At 31.7% G+C, this 19,851-nt stretch carries 21 protein-coding genes; 8 read left to right on the top strand and 13 right to left on the bottom strand.

Annotation, left to right across the window (positions count from 1 at the left end):
* Positions 1-26 precede the first annotated feature (26 nt).
* The 5 genes from NST35_RS02950 to NST35_RS02970 all read right to left on the bottom strand — a co-directional run bounded on the left by NST35_RS02950 (position 27) and on the right by NST35_RS02970 (position 3,149).
* The gene (locus NST35_RS02950; RefSeq protein ID WP_002457977.1) at positions 27-980 is read right to left on the bottom strand and encodes a 2-hydroxyacid dehydrogenase family protein; all 954 of its coding nucleotides are present in this window, start codon (positions 978-980) and stop codon (positions 27-29) included.
* A 77-nt stretch (positions 981-1,057) separates the two neighbouring features.
* Positions 1,058-1,375, bottom strand: a complete 318-nt coding sequence (locus NST35_RS02955) for a DMT family transporter (protein ID WP_002447282.1) — start codon at positions 1,373-1,375, stop codon at positions 1,058-1,060.
* Between the two features lie 5 nt (positions 1,376-1,380).
* Positions 1,381-1,707: a DMT family transporter gene (locus NST35_RS02960; RefSeq protein ID WP_001830041.1), complete on the bottom strand. Its 327-nt coding sequence runs from the start codon at positions 1,705-1,707 to the stop codon at positions 1,381-1,383.
* Between the two features lie 152 nt (positions 1,708-1,859).
* Entirely contained in the window at positions 1,860-2,333 is a 474-nt protein-coding gene (locus tag NST35_RS02965; RefSeq protein ID WP_002447283.1) for a CHAP domain-containing protein, read from the bottom strand.
* A gap of 321 nt (positions 2,334-2,654) precedes the next feature.
* The gene (locus tag NST35_RS02970; RefSeq protein WP_002457976.1) at positions 2,655-3,149 is read right to left on the bottom strand and encodes a DUF4870 domain-containing protein; all 495 of its coding nucleotides are present in this window, start codon (positions 3,147-3,149) and stop codon (positions 2,655-2,657) included.
* 380 nt (positions 3,150-3,529) lie between these two features.
* Here NST35_RS02970 and NST35_RS02975 point away from each other — a divergent pair, with 380 nt between their 5' ends.
* Together NST35_RS02975 and nhaC are read left to right on the top strand one after the other, a co-directional pair.
* Positions 3,530-4,600, top strand: a complete 1,071-nt coding sequence (locus tag NST35_RS02975; protein WP_002476249.1) for an NAD/NADP-dependent octopine/nopaline dehydrogenase family protein — start codon at positions 3,530-3,532, stop codon at positions 4,598-4,600.
* Positions 4,601-4,664: 64 nt separating this feature from the next.
* Entirely contained in the window at positions 4,665-6,062 is a 1,398-nt protein-coding gene (nhaC, locus tag NST35_RS02980; protein ID WP_002457974.1) for a Na+/H+ antiporter NhaC, read from the top strand.
* Between the two features lie 446 nt (positions 6,063-6,508).
* Here the strand turns inward: nhaC and NST35_RS02985 are convergent, their stop codons facing one another.
* A complete protein-coding gene (locus NST35_RS02985; RefSeq protein ID WP_002457973.1) occupies positions 6,509-7,273 on the bottom strand; it encodes a CHAP domain-containing protein in 765 nt (254 codons plus the stop codon).
* 572 nt (positions 7,274-7,845) lie between these two features.
* On the opposite strand from NST35_RS02985, the gene NST35_RS02990 reads away from it, so the two are divergent.
* The 4 genes from NST35_RS02990 (at position 7,846) to NST35_RS03005 (ending at position 11,694) form a co-directional block, all read left to right on the top strand.
* Positions 7,846-9,819: a helix-turn-helix transcriptional regulator gene (locus NST35_RS02990; protein WP_002457972.1), complete on the top strand. Its 1,974-nt coding sequence runs from the start codon at positions 7,846-7,848 to the stop codon at positions 9,817-9,819.
* A 38-nt stretch (positions 9,820-9,857) separates the two neighbouring features.
* Entirely contained in the window at positions 9,858-10,586 is a 729-nt protein-coding gene (locus NST35_RS02995; protein WP_002457971.1) for a transcriptional regulator, SarA/Rot family, read from the top strand.
* 35 nt (positions 10,587-10,621) lie between these two features.
* Positions 10,622-10,945, top strand: coding sequence for a PH domain-containing protein (locus NST35_RS03000; protein ID WP_340747252.1), 324 nt, complete (start codon positions 10,622-10,624; stop codon positions 10,943-10,945).
* A gap of 404 nt (positions 10,946-11,349) precedes the next feature.
* Positions 11,350-11,694, top strand: a complete 345-nt coding sequence (locus NST35_RS03005; protein ID WP_002457969.1) for a SarA family transcriptional regulator — start codon at positions 11,350-11,352, stop codon at positions 11,692-11,694.
* Between the two features lie 104 nt (positions 11,695-11,798).
* Here NST35_RS03005 and NST35_RS03010 read toward each other — a convergent pair whose 3' ends face one another.
* The 7 genes from NST35_RS03010 to NST35_RS03040 are packed head-to-tail and all read right to left on the bottom strand — an operon-like array spanning position 11,799 to position 16,845.
* Entirely contained in the window at positions 11,799-12,635 is an 837-nt protein-coding gene (locus tag NST35_RS03010; RefSeq protein ID WP_002457968.1) for an urease accessory protein UreD, read from the bottom strand.
* A complete protein-coding gene (ureG, locus tag NST35_RS03015) occupies positions 12,635-13,249 on the bottom strand; it encodes an urease accessory protein UreG (protein WP_002447292.1) in 615 nt (204 codons plus the stop codon). The genes NST35_RS03010 and ureG overlap by 1 nt, the downstream gene beginning before the upstream one ends.
* 12 nt (positions 13,250-13,261) lie before the next feature.
* Entirely contained in the window at positions 13,262-13,951 is a 690-nt protein-coding gene (locus tag NST35_RS03020; RefSeq protein ID WP_002447293.1) for an urease accessory protein UreF, read from the bottom strand.
* Positions 13,944-14,396 (bottom strand): urease accessory protein UreE, encoded by a 453-nt coding sequence (ureE, locus tag NST35_RS03025; protein WP_002457967.1) that lies wholly within the window; start codon positions 14,394-14,396, stop codon positions 13,944-13,946. The genes NST35_RS03020 and ureE overlap by 8 nt, the downstream gene beginning before the upstream one ends.
* A 13-nt stretch (positions 14,397-14,409) precedes the next feature.
* Positions 14,410-16,125 carry an urease subunit alpha gene (gene ureC / locus NST35_RS03030; RefSeq protein WP_002447295.1) on the bottom strand — a complete coding sequence of 572 codons (1,716 nt, stop codon included), beginning with the start codon at positions 16,123-16,125 and terminating at the stop codon, positions 14,410-14,412.
* A gap of 2 nt (positions 16,126-16,127) precedes the next feature.
* Positions 16,128-16,529 (bottom strand): urease subunit beta, encoded by a 402-nt coding sequence (locus tag NST35_RS03035; RefSeq protein ID WP_340747253.1) that lies wholly within the window; start codon positions 16,527-16,529, stop codon positions 16,128-16,130.
* A gap of 13 nt (positions 16,530-16,542) precedes the next feature.
* Positions 16,543-16,845, bottom strand: coding sequence for an urease subunit gamma (locus NST35_RS03040; RefSeq protein ID WP_002457965.1), 303 nt, complete (start codon positions 16,843-16,845; stop codon positions 16,543-16,545).
* 267 nt (positions 16,846-17,112) lie between these two features.
* Here NST35_RS03040 and yut point away from each other — a divergent pair, with 267 nt between their 5' ends.
* Both yut and NST35_RS03050 read left to right on the top strand, forming a co-directional pair.
* A complete protein-coding gene (yut, locus tag NST35_RS03045; protein ID WP_002457964.1) occupies positions 17,113-18,015 on the top strand; it encodes an urea transporter in 903 nt (300 codons plus the stop codon).
* A 432-nt stretch (positions 18,016-18,447) separates the two neighbouring features.
* Positions 18,448-19,590, top strand: a complete 1,143-nt coding sequence (locus tag NST35_RS03050; protein ID WP_181877256.1) for an acyl-CoA dehydrogenase family protein — start codon at positions 18,448-18,450, stop codon at positions 19,588-19,590.
* The last annotated feature ends 261 nt before the right edge of the window (positions 19,591-19,851 follow it).

A 19,851-nucleotide genomic window follows, 5' to 3' on the forward strand; every position in this document is an offset into this window, starting at 1 on the left:
TGTGTTTATGTTGTTGAATGCACCAGTTAATTGACAATAAACTGAGGTTCGTCACCATTTAATTTTTTTATTGTATCATTCGCAACAATTTTAGCCATCATATCTCTAGCTTCAAATGTTGCATTACCAATGTGAGGTGTAAGCACAACGTTTTTAAATGATTTTAATGCATCGGTGATTTCTGGCTCAAATTCATATACATCCAATGCAGCACCTTCAATAGCTTTATTATCAAGTGCTTCAACTAAAGCTTGTTCATTTACTATTGGACCACGTCCTGCATTAATTAGATAGGCAGTAGATTTCATTTTCTTAAATTGTTCAGTATCAATCATATGATGCAGTGATGGATTATATGCCGCATTGATTGTAATAAAATCTGCATTTTTAAGTAAAGTATCTAAATCTACATATTTCGCACCGATATCTCGCTCTTTTTCTTCTTTACGATGAGGACCAGTGTAAAGTACATCCATATCAAATGCACGTGCGCGTTTAGCCACTGCACCTCCAATTTCACCTAAACCTATAATACCAATAGTTTTTCCTGATACCTCTCTACCTCGGAAGAATAAGGGTGCCCAACCATCAAAACCAGTTGTTCTGGATAAATGATCTCCTTCTACAATTCTACGCGCTACTGATAAAATTAAACCGATTGTTAAATCAGCAGTAGCATTTGTCGAAGCATGTGGTGTATTTGTAACATCTATATTTTGTTGTCTTGCATATTCGACATCAATATTATTAAAACCTGCACCATAATTCGCAATAATTTTAAGGTTATTAGCACTATCAATAATATCTTTATCAACAGAAGTTGATAGTAAACTTACTAATGCATCTGCATGTTCTACCCCTTTTTTTAAGGTTTCTTTATCAATAAGCCCCTCGCCATCATACATGTCTATCTCAAAATGTTCTTTCAATAAGTTAAGTCCCACTTCAGGTATTGCGCCTGCAATATAAACTTTTGTCATAACCATCACTCCTTCTTTTATGAATAGTATAGTAAAATAAGAAAGCGCAAACAATCATTAAACCTTAATGATTGATATTAATAACTTATTAAACGTAATCCAACAACTGAAATGATGATTAATAAAATACATAAAATTCTACTTATACGTGTAGACTCTCCATAAAAAATCATTCCAATCAATGTACCACCAGCTGTACCAATTCCTGTCCATATAGCGTAGGCAGTCCCCATAGGAATAGATACCATTGCAAATTTTAACGTACTAAAGCTTAATATAAATGCTAATCCTAAAAAAATGACATAAATTTTATTCTTTGTACGTGATAGCTCGTTTAAAAGAACAACACCCAAAATTTCAAAACTTCCGGCTATCATTAGAAATAACCAAGCCATACTTTTTATCTCCCTTCTTTCGTTGCATCAGTTGTAAGTTTTAATCCTATTATTCCTAAAATAAGGGTCATTATTAAAAATATTTTAGTGAAAGTAAATGGTTGGTTGAAGAAAATCATATCAACTAACACTGTACCAACAGCACCGATTCCAACAAAAAATGCATATACTGTACCAACTGGTAAGTGCTTCGAAGCATCAATGACTAGAAAAAAGCTTAAAGCAATAAAAAAGAGGGTGAATATCCATGTAAACAATGAATGCGCTTGATCAAGTCCGGTGACCCAGATGATTTCAATAAAACCGGCTAATATAACTTTAAGCCATTGCATTCTTTTATTCCTCCTATTAAAGTAATAGAACCATTTTCTCAAATTAGTAATTTCGAGGCAATGGCTTCTCACAAACATTCCTATTAAATAAAAAATCCAATCTATTCTTACACAAGAATAGATTGGAGCAATTTTATTAGTTTAAATACTGATTAGTTTAGGTGGATGTAATTATATGAACTTGCTTCACTGGCAGAGATTGTTCGTGTACTTATAGAGAATGGACCACCATCATAGTTCATTTCTGATACAGTAATTGAACCATCATTATTGACACTTTCAACGAAAGCAACATGTCCGAAAGCACCTTCAGATGATTGCATAATTGCACCTTCTTCAGGTGTATTATTTACAGTGAATCCTGCTGCTTGAGCTGCAGATGCCCAGCTATTTGCATTCCCCCATGTTGATCCGATTTTTCCACCAGTTTTATCGTAAACATACCAAGTACATTGGCCAGAAGTATATAAATTTCCTGATTTAGAAAATGATACATCAGTTGTACTATAGTTATATGTACTTTGTTGTTGATTATTATTTTCAGCCGCATCTGCATGTGTTGTGTGACCTAGAAATGCTATACCAAGTCCAGCTACCAATGTCGAGATTGTTTTGATTTTTTTCATAATATTTAACGCCTCCAAAAATTGTAATATTTATTAGATGTACTGCAAATTGATTTAAAAAGTTATTAACATGTTTACTCATTCATGTGTACATGAAGTTGTTCTTAACAACACTGAATACTTTAACAGATTTAATTGAAAATATGGGGATTGTTACTTATTCGTAAACAAAATAAAAAAACCTTGATTATCTATGTAATAAAAGATAACCAAGATTACGAACTCAATTTATATTGTTAATGTGCTTCAAATCAAGATTTGAAGGGTCATAATGTAAATAATTTCAAGTGTTTTATTACAATGATTCTGTAATAATGTAACTTATTTTATAAACGGTATCGTGAGTGGGATAGTGTAAGTTTTGCCAGACATATATTTTACGCAAGCAATAATTGTACACACAAATGACATTATTAACAATGCCAATAAGATGAAGACTACCACCAGCAGCAAAATTAATAATAAGATGGCTAAACTTTCACTTATATTCATTAAAGGAACAATCATAAACATACATATCACGCCTACTGTTGAATAGATAGTATAAGAAATAAAATAGTTCAGATACGTTTTCCCAGATACATCAACAAGTCGAGACTCTTTACGTTTGAGTAACCAAATAATCAAAGGACCAATGATACCAGTAAATAAACTTAATAAATAAATTAACATTGCCATTAAACGATTATCTTGACTTTCCTCATTTTGAATAGTTGATTGGTGGTGTATTGTATTGTCATTCGATAAATTGTCTGTTGAAGCTTGATTAGACACATTCTTAGATTCTAATTCATTGTAATTCGTTTCTTTGTCCATAATAGGTTTTGCCTCCATTTGTAAAAAATTTACTTAATATAACTATAATTGTATCAATAATTAATTATTTATTAAATGTTAAATTTGGTCTTTATATCGATTGACGAAGTAGTTTGAAATATAGATAATTTGGTTATATAGTACTGTTGTTATTAATAAAATTTTAAGCGTTATATATAATAGTAAAGTAAACGATAAAATTTCATATTATAATGCAGTTCTAGTACATATTTTAATCATTACATACATGTGGAGAGGCACATCGTTCAATCAGATTATGTTTGAATTGAGAACCACTCCTTTTTTATGGTAAGAATACAAAATATTATAGTGACTTATTGTAGTATAATCATAAAAATTTAGTGAAAAGAGGTAAAAAAATGAAAATAGCTATTGTAGGTTCAGGTAATGGTGCAGTAACTGCTGCAGTGGATATGGTAGATAAAGGGCATGATGTACGATTATATTGTCGTAATGAATCTATTAGTAAATTTGATGCGGCCCTAGAAAAAGGTGGTTTTGATTTTAATAATGAGGGAGAAGAGAAGTTTATAGAGTTTACTGATATTAGTGATGATATGGAGTACGTTTTAGATGGTGCAGATATCGTCCAAGTTATTATTCCTTCATCATTCATTGAATATTATGCTAAAGTGATGTCAAAATTTGTGACGAACGACCATCTCATTTTCTTTAACATTGCTGCTTCGATGGGTTCAATACGATTTATGAATGTATTAGAAGATCGTCATATTGATGTACATCCACATTTTGCAGAAGCAAATACATTAACATATGGTACACGTGTTGATTTTAACAATGCTAAAGTAGATTTATCTTTAAATGTTCGCCGTGTGTTCTTTTCAACATTTGATCGTAGTGAGTTAAATGAAAGTTATGAAAAGGTATCTAAAATTTACGATTATCTTGTGAAAGAAGAAAGTTTACTTAAAACGAATCTTGAAAATGGTAACCCAGAAGTACATCCTGGACCAACATTATTGAACGTTGGACGTATTGATTACTCGGATGAGTTTTCTTTATATAAAGAAGGCATAACAAAGCATACTGTGAGATTATTACATGCTATTGAGATAGAACGTTTAAATTTAGGGAGAAAATTAGGTTTTGAATTATCGACTGCCAAAGAATCAAGGATTCAAAGAGGTTATTTGGAACGTAAAGATGAAGATGAACCGTTAAATCGTCTTTTTAATACTAGCCCTGTGTTTTCTCAAATTCCAGGACCGAATCATGTTGAAAATCGTTATTTAACTGAAGATATTGCATATGGATTAGTACTATGGTCTAGTTTAGGACGTGTCATTGATGTCCCGACACCTAATATCGATGCTGTTATTATGATAGCTTCAACAATTCTTGAACGCGATTTCTTTGAAGAAGGACTCACTATCGAGGAATTAGGCTTAGATAAATTAGGATTAGAGTAATGTTTAGCAATTAAAATTTAAGAAAAGAGGTTTTGTTTCAAATCATACTGAAGGGAGCAAAAGTATGACTCAAAAGTATAGATATCCTACTTTTTTAGAATCTATTTCAACTATTTTAGTTATGGTTGTTGTTGTGGTAATCGGTTTTGTTTTCTTTGATGTTCCGATACAAGTATTATTATTAATTTCTTCAGCTTATGCAGCATTGATTGCACATAGAGTGGGGTTAAAATGGAAGGATTTAGAAGAAGGGATTACTCATCGATTGAGCACGGCGATGCCAGCCCTCTTTATTATTTTAGCTGTTGGAATCATTGTAGGAAGTTGGATGTATTCTGGAACAGTTCCAGCGTTAATTTTCTATGGACTTAAATTTTTAAACCCAAGTTATTTATTAGTATCTGCATTTATAATCAGTGCAATGACTTCAATTGCTACAGGAACAGCTTGGGGATCAGCATCAACAGCAGGCATTGCACTCATATCAATTGCTAATCAATTAGGTGTGCCAGCAGGTATGGCTGCTGGTGCCATTATTGCAGGGGCTGTTTTTGGTGATAAAATGTCTCCATTATCTGATACTACAAATTTGGCAGCTCTCGTAACTAAAGTTAATATTTTTGCTCATATTAAATCGATGATGTGGACAACAATCCCTGCATCTATAATAGGGTTGGCTATATGGTTTATTGTTGGATTACAATTTAAGGGAGATGCAAATACACAACAAATTCAAAATCTATTAAAAGAATTATCAACAATTTATAACTTGAATTTTTGGGTGTGGATCCCATTTATTATCATCATTTTATGTTTAATATTTAGAATCTCTACAGTACCGTCAATGCTTATCTCTAGTATTAGTGCATTGGTTATTGGAACATTTAATCATCAATTTAATATGAAAGATGGTTTTAAAGCTTGTTTTGATGGATTTAATCATACGATGCTACACCAGTCTCATATTTCAGATAATGCCAAAACGTTGATAGAGCAGGGTGGTATGATGAGCATGACTCAAATCATTGTAACTATATTTTGTGGTTATGCTTTTGCTGGTATTGTTGAAAAGGCAGGTTGTTTAGACGTAATTTTAGAGACAATAGCTAAAGGAGTAAAGTCAATTGGAACACTAGTATTAATAACTGTAGTTTGTAGTATTATGCTAGTATTTGCAGCAGGAGTTGCTTCAATAGTTATTATTATGGTAGGCGTACTTATGAAAGATATGTTCGAAAAGATGAATGTCTCAAAGGCAGTGTTATCGCGTACACTTGAAGATTCAAGTACAATGGTATTGCCACTCATTCCATGGGGCACATCTGGTATATATTATGCACAACAACTTAATGTTTCAGTTGATCAGTTCTTTATATGGGCAATTCCATGTTACTTATGTGCCTTCATTGCAATAATTTATGGCTTTACAGGTATAGGAATTAAAAAAATAAGTAGAAAATAAGTTTAAATATTATCGTAAGTGGAATGTAAATAATAGTTGAAACATTAACTTACGATATGAATTGTAGCTATAGTATCATAAGTCGTTTCAAGTTTGTTAATATCCTTTATGTACATATCATGTATTTGTCTTGTAGCGAAATAAATGCATGACAGTACACGACGAATTCTTTTGACACTATTTTTGAAATGGCATAATTATTGAGAAAACTACCACAACAATTGAATTTGTTAAAAGTTGTAATTGAGGTTAAAGCGTTTATTAATACGTTTTAATCTCAATTTTTTAATATCTATAATCATAGAGCGTTGATGTATTACTTTAATTTTATATAAAGACAATGGCTCTACACTGTATAAGTTGGTAAAATACTGCTAAAAAATACCTGAGACATTGATTATCATTGTCTCAGGTATTTGACTATGTTATACAAGTTTTATATATGATTAGTGAATATAATTATATGAAGCAGCTTGGCTCGCAGAGATTGTACGTGAAGTGACAACACCTGCACCGTGACCGTAGTTCATTTCTGAAACTCTGATTGAACCATTGCTGTTTACACCTTCAACGTATGCTACGTGTCCGTATGCACCTTGTGATGTTTGTAAGATTGCACCTTTAGCTGGTGAATTGTTTACTGTGTAACCAGAACGTGCTGCAGCGTTTGCCCAGTTGTTTGCGTTACCCCATGTTGAACCGATTTTGCCACCTACTCTGTCAAATACATAATATGTACATTGACCTGAAGTGTATAAGTTACCAGATACTGAGCGAGCGTTTGATAAAGATACACCGTTTGATGATGGTGCAGAAGTTGTTGTAACGTGAACATTACTACTTGATGTTGAATAGCTTGCGCCTAAACCACCAGTCGGTTGAGTTGTTCTTTGTGATTGCGTGTTGTTTGATTGATAGTTGTTGTAATTACTGTAGTTATTGTAGTTGCTATAGTTATTGTAACCATAGTTGTTGTAGTTATTATAACTATTATAGTTATATGAAGTATTTACACGATCTGGACTCCAGTTACCTTTCCAAGTGTAGTGGTAGTTACCTCCAGCATCGATTGTGTAAGTATAGCTATATGAATAAGGGTCGTTAGGATTGTACCCATTATTATTTTGTTCTGCTGCTTGTGCGTCATGGTGTGCAAAAGCGAAAGTAGCGATTCCTGCAGTTGCAATTGTAGCTGTAGCGATTTTTTTCATTGTTAAATATCCTCCTGAAAATTAAACTAGTTTTTTTATAATTAATAATCATGTGATCAATGAGTTACAAAATAATTTTTAGTTCGTTCTTGTTTAACGACAAGCCATACTCTAACAGAAAAATTGATGTTTGTGTGCATTGTTATTGATTTGTAATTTTTTGCTAATATTGTTACACAATCTCATTTAACCCAATTAATTTATGTAATATGAATAGAAATGATACGCTCAGCATTTTTAAAGTATTTGATTTTGAGCAACACAAACATTGTTACATGAATGTAAAATTACTGAAAATTCTTTTTGATAATAATTAACATAGCAATGTGAATAAACAGTATTTGAATTTTTGATATTTTACGTTGATTTGATGATATGATTGAGCAATATTTTGAGAAAGCTATATAAATAGAAAAGAAAATTGATATAATTAAAATCTAATTTGTTACTACTAATTTTTTGAGAGTTGTATAATAGACACTGAAAAATAGATGTTGTCTAGTTAAATTTAGTTTAGCAATCGGGGAGAAGTTTAATTTAAAATACACACTAGGACATCGTGAGGAAGACATATGAGAGAAAATTATTCGATACGTGTTTTTAATAATTTAGCCATTAATACAGAAAAGGCACTGAGTGTAAAGGTATTTTATTGTTTGAAAGGGAAATGTGAAATCACTATCAATGTTCAGAAACATACATTAAAGAAAGATGATATAGCGTTTGTAGTAATGAATGATACGTATTCACTGTTAAGTAATACGGATACCATGTGTTGTATTATCGATATACCAATACATCGATATACTAGTCAGAAGGATACGCAATTTTTAATAAGTGGTACAAAGATTGATGAACGTAGTAGAGATAGAATAAAATACTGGATATTAAAAATATTAGAGTTACATTGTTTATCTTATAATGATGTGTCCGAGATACAAAGATTGATACAATTTTTACTTATTGAATTGAGTTATCTAAAGAAACCAAAACTTGATGTCAATAAAGATTTTTATTTATCTGAAGATATACATCAATATTTAGTGGATCATCATGACAGTAAAATCAACAAACATGAACTAGCTGAAGCTGTTAACCTATCAAATCAAGCACTTACATCTATGTTTAAACAAACGCCATTTCAAACATTTAATCAATATTTAAATCAACTTAGATTAAAATTTTGTCTTATAGATATTTTGACAACCCATAAACCTATCGAAGAAATAGCTATAGATCATGGTTTTCATCATTATTCTCGATTTATACAATTATTCAAAAATACATATGGTTACACACCTAAATTGATTAGAAGAGATTATATAGCGACGTCTATCTTCAAAAATACTGCTGAAGAAATTGATTTAGATAGACATTTTCTTATGAACATTCACGAATTACAAAATTTAGATTCAAAAATAATAAGTAAAAAATATATTGAGATGTCAGATAAAGAGAAAAAATATCGTTCTTATGATATTTATATTGAAGATAACCGAAGTACTATTCTTGATCAGGAGCAGATAATTCATATAAAGCGTAATTTAAGTTTAAGTCAAAAATCAATGCGCTATGTAATAGAGCTTAACTACACTTCTATGATTGAAAACAAAGAGTTATGTCGTTATGAGATGTTGAAAATTTTACGTTTTTGTTCCGGTTTGAATTTAATTCCAACATTTAAAATCATTACCGATCGACATGATACTTTTACATCAAAGGAAAAAATGGCCCTGAAGTTAACATTTCAAATGTTATTCATCATGCTAAGGGAATTTAATCAACTTGAGATTGAATTTATTGTAGAGGACATGATGTTAAAACAAGTAGTGCAGTTAAAAAAGATGATTAGTTCTTATTTTGAATATTATAAATTAAATTATCGTATTAAAAATGAGAAAAATGGAAATGTTAATTATCAAAATTTAGAAAAACAAGTGACTCAAATTTTCATTCCTATTAATCAATTACATTTATATATTAAAGAGATATCATTTGAAAAAGTCATTTTGGAAACCAGCTATTTGACCGATTTAAAAAGTGAGATTGTGGAATATCCATGGATTCAACATATTCATACATTAATTAAAATGTGTGGAGAAGTGAGAGGTGTTTTAATACAACCTTCCTCTGATTACGCTACCACAGTAACATATCATTCAAATTTAAAACCGTATCATATCTTGTCATATGTAATAAGAATGTTTAACCAATTAAGGGGGACAATCGTCTATAAAGATGATGCAATCATTATGACTAAATATAAGTATGAATATCAGGCCATTGCTATCTCTTTAAAAAATACGATTAAGGAAAATGCAAACCATCAACAATTAATTTTTTCAGATATTCAATCACTCAACCATGCAGAATATGAATATATAGAAATGATACCACTTTTAATGAATGAGAATGATGAGCTAGATAGTCATGTATCATACCCACATCAATATTGGTTAGCAAAGTTGAAGAGTAAAGAAAGCCAACAAGCAATAGTTGATCTTCCTAAAATGAGTATTGCTCATTTAACATTTCTTTGTTCGTAGTCGTGCAAGGTTGTTGACTAAGAAAGGATTATCATCAAATGCAACAACAGAAGATTAAACGATTCTTAGCCCATTTTGTATTAGATCACGTCACAATAGAATATTTGAAATATGGCTACCAACTGACAATTGAACAGCTTAAATTATTAATATTTATATTACATTTCACTGAAAATCATAAAGAAGAATTAAGTTTAAATATGATCATCTTTTACAAAAATTATCAAAAAAACAAATTGTTAAAAAGTATTACACATCTATATGAATTTAATTGGATTTCAAAAAAACGACATCCATACGACCAACGTAGACTAGTTATTACGTTAACTCAAAATCAATGTAGTAAAATAACTCAATTAATTGAAGAACTAGAACACTTCTTAGAGGTGAAATCTACATTAATAAACGAAATCAATCATTCAACTTTATTATCGTATTATTTAAAATGCCATAGTCAATTTAGAGTGATTGAACAATCTTGTACCCCTCAACATTTAACATTAGAAGAATTATACCTTCTTGGGTTACTTATCATTAGTGATAACAAGACTACATTTAAAAGCATAAAAGTACATTCTTTAAAGGGAATCATTTCATTGGGACCTATTATTAAGACCTTACAGTCAAAAGGTTATCTCATTAAAAGTCGTAGTAGAGATGATGAACGCTATATTGTATTAACACTTAGAAAAGAAAAAATTAATGTGATTCAGTCAGAAATCGAGGAATGTTACAATAAATTAGAACAGGGAATACAGCATGTATAAAATAAAATTTGTATTAACTAAAAGGAGTTGAAAGAATGATTTTAGACAATGTGAATCCAGATGATTTATTTCCTACAGAGAAAAAAGGACCCTCTGTATTAGGTATAATTGAGTATAACGTACAGGGTCAGACTAAATTTGAAGGTGCCTTCATAGCAACAAATGAGCGGTTAATTATGAATGTTGATATGAATGGACAATTTTATTATCGAAATATACGTTATGATGAAATTAATCAAATTCATTTTGATGGTTCAGATATTATATTTGAGTTCAATATTGGAACAGTTCCAATGCGTGAAATTAAGACTGAAGATGTACAAGCTTTTGTTTATTATATAAAACAACAAATTCAATAAATATACTAGTTTATTATGTGGTATTTACGATGAACTTAAAATTTTGAATTGTAAAAGATTTGATACCTTTAAAATGCCTTATGTAAAAAATTTGACTGCTCTTTTGATGTATACGAATTAATTCCAATTAAACAGATATGTTATATTAAAATTTTAAAAAATACGATGACGTAATTAGTGATATATTATTAGTATTAATATTTTTAATTACATCAATTTCACTATTATAAATGTTTTGGTTAAGAAATAAATGTATAAATGCATTTTGTAGTTATAAAAATATTGAATTCTTATACTTATTTGTTTAAAATGTACCTTGTAACATGGGCGGAGAAATTTTCGGTTAGATAAAATACATGTGAACCTTGCTACAACAAGATGTGCATCAGAGGAGTGGTTTTATAATGGGAAAAATTAAAGACATCAATGATTTGGTTAATGCGACATTTCAAGTTAAAAAATTTTTTAGAGATACTAAAAAGCAATATAATTTAAATTATGAAGAAATTTATATTCTTAATCACATTTTAAAAAGTGAATCTAACGAAATATCTTCAAAAGAAATTGCTACATGTTCAGAGTTTAAACCGTATTATTTAACTAAAGCATTACAAAAATTAAAAGATTTAAATTTATTATCTAAAAAAAGAAGCGTGCATGATGAAAGAACAGTAATTGTATTTGTATCCGATGAACAACGAGAAAAAATAAAAAAATTGATTTTAGAATTAGAAAACTATATCAAATAATACTAAGACACTGGCGTTTCATGTGTGTTTTTAAGATGAAGATTTCTAAAAAAGACTAGGTATCCCACTTTAAAGTGAGTACCTAGTCTTTTTATTTGAAAAAATTAATATTTTCTTAAGGAGTTAATTTGTCGATGATAAATCGTTTGATTGATATATGATTGAACACGAGTCAAAATTTCTTCTATTATTTGAGTTCTTTTAGTCAAAATACGAACAGCCAATCCATGAGTAGGTAATTGTGAGATACCTATTCTACAGTCGTATTGTTTTTGAAAATCAGCAACCGCCACGTAAATATCGTCTATGAAACTTTGATTTACGTCCGGATGGATAAAATAAGCAGAACCTAGATGTGTATAGTTTTCCATATACCCAATACCGTCGAGCTTACTTTTCTCAGGACTTAACATCATATTATCAAAAACAACTAATTGATTTTCAATGTAAATTTCATTAATAAGATGCATATATTTATACGTAAAATCTTGTCCTTTAGATGAATATCCTGGTGTTAATATATCAGTGTAAAACATAGCACTATCTTCTTTAAGATGGAACGTATTATGCTGGTAAAATTTAGCATTTTCGTAGGCAATAATAGGATCTGCCACAAATTCCATATATGACTGATTTGATAAATGAAATGTTTGATGCTGTTCTACATGATCATTGGGCGTCTTATATATTTTAGTTGCACCTTGAGAAGTGAGTACTACTTGTGCTTTATCTTCTAAGTTGACGTTGACCCGGTATCTATCTCCATCTAGATAACCTCCACCAACATTCACAATATAGAAAGTTGGTACAGGAGATTGTTCTAAATATATAGGGCGTAGGACTTTGAGCGCTTTTTCAAAATATATATTTCGTGCTTTTGAGTTTTGGCCATTATTAAAAACTGTTAAATCCAATTGGCCAGTCCAACTCTGATTACCCATTAAGCTAACCCTTTGAGTAAGACGTCTTGCTCAATCCACTCAATAACTTTTTCTAAACCTTCATCAGTTTTTAAATTTGTAAAAGCAAATGGACGATTTCCACGAAATACTTCAGTATCTTTAGCCATTTGATCTAATGAAGCGCCCACATATGGTGCAAGGTCTGTTTTATTAATAATGAAGAAATCAGATTTAATCATACCTTGACCACCTTTACGTGGTATCTTTTCGCCTTGTGCAACATCAATGATATAAATTGAAAAGTCAACAAGTTCTGGACTAAACGTAGCCGCTAAGTTATCGCCACCTGATTCAATAAAAATGAGTTCAATATCATCATTACGTTCTAATAACTCATCTATGGCTGCGAAGTTCATTGAGGCGTCTTCACGAATCGCTGTATGAGGACAACCTCCAGTTTCTACACCAATGATTCTATCTTCTGGTAAAACACCAGTATTAACTAATATTTTTTCATCTTCTTTAGTATAGATATCATTTGTTATAACGCCAATGCTCATTTCTTTAGCAAGACGTTTAACCACTTTTTCTATTAATTGGGTTTTACCTGCACCAACAGGGCCCCCGATACCAATTTTAATTGGATTTGACATCTCATATGCCTCCTATGAAATAAAGATTCTAACATGAACATTTTCATGTTCCATTTGATTAAGTTCTAAGCCGGGAGCAGTCATACCAAAATCACTCTCAGCTAATTCTAGTATGTGATTACGTACCTTCTCGATATGGGATATCATTTCAGTTACGACTTGCTGCCCAGCTGTTTGTCCTAAAGGAATCGCTCTAACTGCATTTTGGGTAAGGCTAGAGATATTTTGATATAAGTAATAATCAATGATGGACTCTACATTGACGCCTAAATCATGTCCTAGCATAGTAAAGCACACAGCTGGATGAAGCTGTATTTTATGACTTTTCATTTGGTCATAGTACCATTGAATCCATTCACTTTCATAAAGATCTAAAGCTAATTTTACCATGCGTGTGCCCATTTGCTTAGCGCCAATACGTGTTTCTTTAGGTAAATTTTGTACGAATAGTTTTTGGTTAATATCTAAAATTTTATCTTTATCATTGCGTATTAGTGCATTATACACAATTCTCATAGCTAACCCATCTGAATAAGTTAATTGTTCATTTATGAACAATGTTAACCATTCAATAAATGTCTCAGTATCATGAACAGCTTCTCTTTGAATATATGTTTCAAGTCCAAATGAATGACTAAATGCACCAGTTGGAAACTGAGAATCACAGAACTGAAATAGTCTTAAATGTTGATGATCAATCATGCGAATGTCCTATATGTCGAAATGCTTGATTGACCTTTCTGTCTTCATGTGAGTAGGGGATACCCAACTCTTTTAATAAATCTTCAACAAGATAGTCATATTGAATAAGCATTTCAGTTTCTGTAAATTGGGCAGGCAGATGTCGATTACCAAGTTGATGGGCAATATCTCCCATTTCTTTTAAACTTCTAGGCTTAATTACTAGTAAGTCTTCACTATTTACATCGACAATAATCATGTTTGTATCGTCTTGATATAAGATATCACCATACTGTAAATCAATGGGTTGTTTAAGACGTATTCCTATTTCATTACCGTGATCTGTTTTAACACGTTGTATACGTTTAACCAAATCTGAGTTTTCAAGATAGACTTTTTCAACATGTTTTTGCTTTTCATCTTGTGATAAATTAGCAATATTTCCTTGTATTTCTTCTATAATCATGATTTACGTCCTCCTAGAATAAGAAGTATCTTTGCGTTAAAGGTAATTCTTTTGCTGCTTCACTCGTAATCTTATTACCATCAACAAATACTTCATATGTTTGTGGATCCACATCTATTTTAGGTGTAGCATTATTATTTTTCATATCTGCTTTAGTTAAATTTCTAATATTTTTAACAGGACGTACCATACGTTTTAAATTAAGTTGACGATAAATACCGTTTTCGTATGCAGTATTAGAAACAAAAGTCATAGCAGTATGTGTAATGTTACCGCCAAATTGACCATACATTTTGCGATATTTCAAAGGCTCTGAAGTTGGTATGGAGCCATTAGCATCACCATTTACTGCTGAGTTAATCATGCCACCTTTAACAACAAGATCAGGTTTGGCACCGAAGAACTCAGGTTCCCACATTACTAAATCGGCAAGTTTACCCGCTTCCACAGATCCAACATAATCAGAAATACCATGTGTAATGGCAGGATTGATTGTATATTTTGCAATGTAACGTTTAATACGATTATTATCGTGATATTCATAGTCACCATCTAATGGCCCGCGTTGTTCTTTCATACGGTGTGCAACTTGCCAAGTACGTGTTACAACTTCACCGACACGACCCATTGCTTGTGAATCTGAACTTACCATACTAAATACGCCCATATCTTGTAATACGTCTTCTGCTGCTATAGTTTCCTTACGTATACGAGAATCTGCAAATGCAATGTCTTCTGGTATTGAAGCATTAAGATGGTGTGTGATCATAACCATGTCTAAATGTTCATCTACAGTGTTATGAGTGTAAGGTAATGTTGGGTTTGTTGAAGAAGGTAAGATGTTTGAATATGCAGCTGATTTGATTAAGTCAGGTGCATGACCACCACCAGCTCCTTCAGTATGATACATATGCAATACACGATCTTTAACAGCAGCCATAGTATCTTCCATAAATCCAGCTTCATTTAATGTATCTGCATGTAAAGCGACTTGAACATCAAACTCATCTGCAACGTCTAATGCATGACTTAATGCTGAAGGTGTAGCTCCCCAATCTTCATGTACTTTAAGACCTATAGCGCCTGCATGAATTTGTTCAATAAGTGCAGTATGATTGACAGCTTGACCTTTACCAGTAAATCCTACATTAATAGGCATCTCTTCTGCTGCTTCTAACATACGATGAATATGCCAAGGTCCTGGTGTTACAGTAGTCGCTTTAGCCCCTTCAGAAGCACCAGTTCCTCCACCGATATGCGTTGTAATACCACTCTCAAGTGCAACTTCAGCTTGTTCAGGATTGATGAAGTGCACGTGTGTATCGATACCGCCGGCAGTAACAATTTTACCTTCAGCAGCAATAATATCAGTTGTTGCACCAATGATGATGTCAACGTTATCCATTATATCTGGGTTTCCAGCTTTACCGATCTTAAAAATATAACCATTTTTAATTCCGATATCTGCTTTAACAATTTTGTCATAATCAATAATTAATGCGTTCGTTAAAACTAAATCAGCTACATTTTTATCATCTCTTGTCACATTAGGATTTTGAGCCATACCATCACGAATTGATTTACCGCCACCGAAAGTAGCTTCATCGCCATAATTTGCATAGTCTTTCTCAACTTGTGCAAATAAGTTCGTATCTCCTAATCTCACAGAGTCTCCTACAGTTGGTCCATAAAGACTTGTGTATTGAGATTGTGTCATTTTAAAACTCATGCTTATTTACCACCTTTTTTATTCGCATTGTCTTCGCCTGCATCGTTTTTAACAGCGGCGTTTTGATTTGAATCATTTGGACGAAATACGCGTTCTTCATCAATATCGCCATCGACTAAACCACGGAATCCATAAATTTTACGTCGTCCAGAATATTCGACAAGTTGTACTTTTTTTTCATCACCAGGTTCAAATCTCACTGCTGCGCCTGCAGGAATATCCAAATGTTTACCATATGCTTTCTCACAATCAAATTCTAATGCCTTATTTGCTTCGAAAAAGTGGAAATGTGAACCTACTTGTACAGGTCTATCGCCTGTATTTTTTACTTCAATCACCGTTTCGGGGTGATGCTTATTGATTTCTATTTCAGTATTTTTAACAATAATTTCACCAGGAATCATTGATATAGCCTCCTTAAACGATTGGGTGATGGACTGTTATTAACTTAGTACCATCTGGAAAAGTTGCTTCAATTTCAAGTTCTGTAATCATGTTAGCTACGCCATCCATGACATCGTCCTCATTTAAAATTGTTTTTCCATAACTCATGAGTTCAGCCACCGTTTTACCATCACGCGCGCCTTCTAATAATTCATCACTGATTAAAGCAAGTGCTTCAGGATGATTAAGTTTAAGTCCTCTTGCTTTTCTACGACGTGCAACCTCAGCAGCTACAACTATCATTAATTTGTCTTGTTCACGTTGTGTAAAGTGCAAAACTATCCCTTCTTTCAAATTAATTTGTCTTGCGAATTTTATATTAAAACCATTTAATGAATTATACAAGTATAATACTTTGATAATTTTATCGAATTAACAATGTTTTTTAAAATTAAGTGTATAAAGTTGAATGAATATGAAAAATATCCAGCGTACATAAACATTATTTTAGTAAAATGTAATTGATATGATGAATATTTAGTGGTAATTTGAAAATTGTCTTTATTAAATAATTAATGTTGTGAATAAAAGGAGGCTATAAAATTGAAATTGATAAAAGTAATTTTAAGTAGTATCTCTCAAGTGGTTTTAATTAATAATCCATATACTGGATTGTTCATTTTATTTGGATTGTTTGCAGTGAATTGGAAAGTAGCAATCAGTGCTATAATTGCAAGTGTAATGACTTGGATATTGGCACCACATATGAATTACACAAAAGATGAAATCGAAAGTGGATTAGCCGGGTTTAACCCTGTATTAACAGCAATTGCACTTACTTTATTTTTGGATAGCAATTGGAGCGGTATATTAATCACATTCGTATCCACTATTTTAACGTTACCGATTGGAGCAGCGTTAAGAGAAGTATTGAAACCACATAAAATAGCATTTTTAACTAGCCCGTTTGTTATTATGACGTGGATTACTTTGTTAATACCTAATCAACTTAAAACGTTACATACTCAGATTGATATTATTCCGGAGCATATAGAAAAGGTATCTTTAAATAATGACCACATCCGTGTTCATTTTTTTCAATCAGTTTTAGATGGATTTGGACAAATATTTTTAATGCCCAGCATAATAGGTGGTTTATTAATTCTAATAGGGATTTTTATAGGTTCTAAAAAAGCTGGAATTGTTTCTATAATTGCAAACATCATTGGGTTCCTAATAATTATATTATTGGGTGGAGACTATAGTAGTATAAATGACGGCATTTTTGGCTATAATGTAGTTTTATCTGCGATTGCGCTAGGTGTCACTTTTGAGACAGCAATCCATAGTTATCTCGCAATGATTTTAGGAATAGTGCTCACTGCATTCATACATTTAGGTTTGAGTACATTGCTCGCACCTCTAGGTTTACCACCTTTAACATGGCCATTTATTTTTGCTACATGGATTATGTTGTTTGCAGGAATTAAAAATCAATCTGTATAAATAATGCATAATTAAAGTGAAAATATTAAAATTTGCAAATTGAGTTAACCTTAATTGATACACTATGATTATTTTTAAATTTATAATCACAACTGTTTTAGAACAGATATTTAATTCACTACGTTTTATGTCCGAAATTTTAGCATTACTTTATAAAATTTAAATGTATTTGAAAATCAAAATTCTACTAAAAAGCATCTGCCTTCATTATGAATGTGGCGATGATTTTATATTGAAATTTTATAAAAGAAATAAAATTGACTAATTAGATATATTCATAGTTAAGTTATGTATATATTTATTGGTAACTTTTCAATATCAGAGAAAAATGCGTATGAAGATCCATTCGTAAATTTTGAAAAAATAAAGTCGAGTGTTAAACTATGAATAATTAATTTTAAAATAAAATGAGTCATAGGGGGCGTAAATGTGATGGAGTCTTTTTTAATTCACACTGACATTCAAAAGAAGTGGATTCGTAAATTTAAAAAGATTGAAAGTGAATTCAAAGCACGTGCAGCTGAAAATGATATTCAATCTAGATTCCCATATGAAAATATTGAATGGCTGATAAAGGAAGGATATACTAAACTAACTTTGCCTGTAGAGTATGGAGGTGAAGGTGCTACTATTGAAGATATGGTGATTTTACAAAGTTATTTGGGTGCTATTGATGGAGCGACTGCTTTATCTATAGGGTGGCATTTGAGTGTAATTGGTCAATTGTACGAGCAACATATGTGGACACCATCAATGTTAGATTCCTTTGCTAAAGAAGTTGTTCACGGTGCACTGATCAATAGAGCAGTCAGTGAAGCGGAAACTGGTAGTCCTACTAGAGGTGGTCGCCCATCTACACATGCTGTTAAAGTTGAAAATGGTTATGTTATAAACGGTGTTAAAACCTTTACATCTATGAGTAAAGCATTGACACATTATATTGTTGGCGCCTATGTTGAAGAAACTAAATCGATGGGATTCTTTTTAATTCCTCGGTCAACTAAAGGAGTAAGTATTGCTGACAATTGGGATATGGTTGGTATGAGAGCGACTGAGAGCCATGATTTAATTCTTGATAATATTTATGTTCCTAATGAAAATTTTGTAGAATCAAAACGTGAATCAAGACCTAATGGTTGGCTTCTTCATATACCGAGCTGTTATCTAGGTATTGCACAAGCAGCTCGTGACTATGCAGTAGATTTTGCAAAAAATTATCGTCCTAACAGTATTACAGGTACGATTGATAGTTTACCTACAGTGCAACAAAATTTAGGGAAAATGGAAAGTTTATTACTTTCTGCAAGACATTTTCTATGGAGTACAGCTAGAGGATATCAATCATATACAGAGGATGCACAAATATGGAATGAAACCTCAGCAAGTAAAGTGGTGGTAATGAACCAAGGTATAGAAATCGTTGATTTAGCTATGAGAATAGTTGGAGCTAAGAGCCTAGAAATGAACAGACCTCTTCAGCGGTACTATAGAGATATACGTGCTGGATTACATAATCCACCAATGGAAGATATGGCTTACACTAATATTGCTAAAAGTATTACAAACAAACTCTAATGTTATATTGATATTCTTTAAAGGAATGAGATGGAATTTAATATTCTTCATTGCAACGCATATAAATTTTAAAAAAAGCGCGATGTACATTAATAATTTAATTTAGTCATTGATAGACTTCAAGTTAAGCAAGCCTGTGACAATCTTTTTGTCACAGGCTTTTCTAATGCAATCATAATGAAATGGCTATGTAACTGCTAATTATTTATAGATTGGCATGTATTCAATGATCAACTGGAAATTATTTGGTGTCATAAAAGA

Source organism: Staphylococcus sp. FSL W8-0304 (assembly GCF_038006565.1).
GTDB classification, from domain to species: Bacteria; Bacillota; Bacilli; order Staphylococcales; family Staphylococcaceae; genus Staphylococcus; species Staphylococcus epidermidis.

Excerpts from the sequence above, each read along its gene's own strand:
- NST35_RS02950 (WP_002457977.1), bottom strand. The coding sequence starts at position 980 with ATGACAAAAGTTTATATTGCAGGCGCAATACCTGAAGTGGGACTTAAC.
- NST35_RS03020 (WP_002447293.1), bottom strand. The coding sequence starts at position 13,951 with ATGATTGATCATCAACATTTAAGACTATTTCAGTTCTGTGATTCTCAG.
- nhaC (WP_002457974.1), top strand. The coding sequence starts at position 4,665 with ATGACTCAAAAGTATAGATATCCTACTTTTTTAGAATCTATTTCAACT.
- NST35_RS02970 (WP_002457976.1), bottom strand. The coding sequence starts at position 3,149 with ATGGACAAAGAAACGAATTACAATGAATTAGAATCTAAGAATGTGTCT.
- ureG (WP_002447292.1), bottom strand. The coding sequence starts at position 13,249 with ATGTCAAATCCAATTAAAATTGGTATCGGGGGCCCTGTTGGTGCAGGT.
- NST35_RS03005 (WP_002457969.1), top strand. The coding sequence starts at position 11,350 with ATGGGAAAAATTAAAGACATCAATGATTTGGTTAATGCGACATTTCAA.
- NST35_RS03010 (WP_002457968.1), bottom strand. The coding sequence starts at position 12,635 with ATGGGTAATCAGAGTTGGACTGGCCAATTGGATTTAACAGTTTTTAAT.
- ureC (WP_002447295.1), bottom strand. The coding sequence starts at position 16,125 with ATGAGTTTTAAAATGACACAATCTCAATACACAAGTCTTTATGGACCA.
- NST35_RS02975 (WP_002476249.1), top strand. The coding sequence starts at position 3,530 with ATGAAAATAGCTATTGTAGGTTCAGGTAATGGTGCAGTAACTGCTGCA.
- NST35_RS02965 (WP_002447283.1), bottom strand. The coding sequence starts at position 2,333 with ATGAAAAAAATCAAAACAATCTCGACATTGGTAGCTGGACTTGGTATA.
- NST35_RS03000 (WP_340747252.1), top strand. The coding sequence starts at position 10,622 with ATGATTTTAGACAATGTGAATCCAGATGATTTATTTCCTACAGAGAAA.
- NST35_RS02955 (WP_002447282.1), bottom strand. The coding sequence starts at position 1,375 with ATGGCTTGGTTATTTCTAATGATAGCCGGAAGTTTTGAAATTTTGGGT.
- NST35_RS02990 (WP_002457972.1), top strand. The coding sequence starts at position 7,846 with ATGAGAGAAAATTATTCGATACGTGTTTTTAATAATTTAGCCATTAAT.
- ureE (WP_002457967.1), bottom strand. The coding sequence starts at position 14,396 with ATGATTATAGAAGAAATACAAGGAAATATTGCTAATTTATCACAAGAT.
- NST35_RS03035 (WP_340747253.1), bottom strand. The coding sequence starts at position 16,529 with ATGATTCCTGGTGAAATTATTGTTAAAAATACTGAAATAGAAATCAAT.
- NST35_RS02960 (WP_001830041.1), bottom strand. The coding sequence starts at position 1,707 with ATGCAATGGCTTAAAGTTATATTAGCCGGTTTTATTGAAATCATCTGG.
- NST35_RS03050 (WP_181877256.1), top strand. The coding sequence starts at position 18,448 with ATGGAGTCTTTTTTAATTCACACTGACATTCAAAAGAAGTGGATTCGT.
- NST35_RS02985 (WP_002457973.1), bottom strand. The coding sequence starts at position 7,273 with ATGAAAAAAATCGCTACAGCTACAATTGCAACTGCAGGAATCGCTACT.
- NST35_RS02995 (WP_002457971.1), top strand. The coding sequence starts at position 9,858 with ATGCAACAACAGAAGATTAAACGATTCTTAGCCCATTTTGTATTAGAT.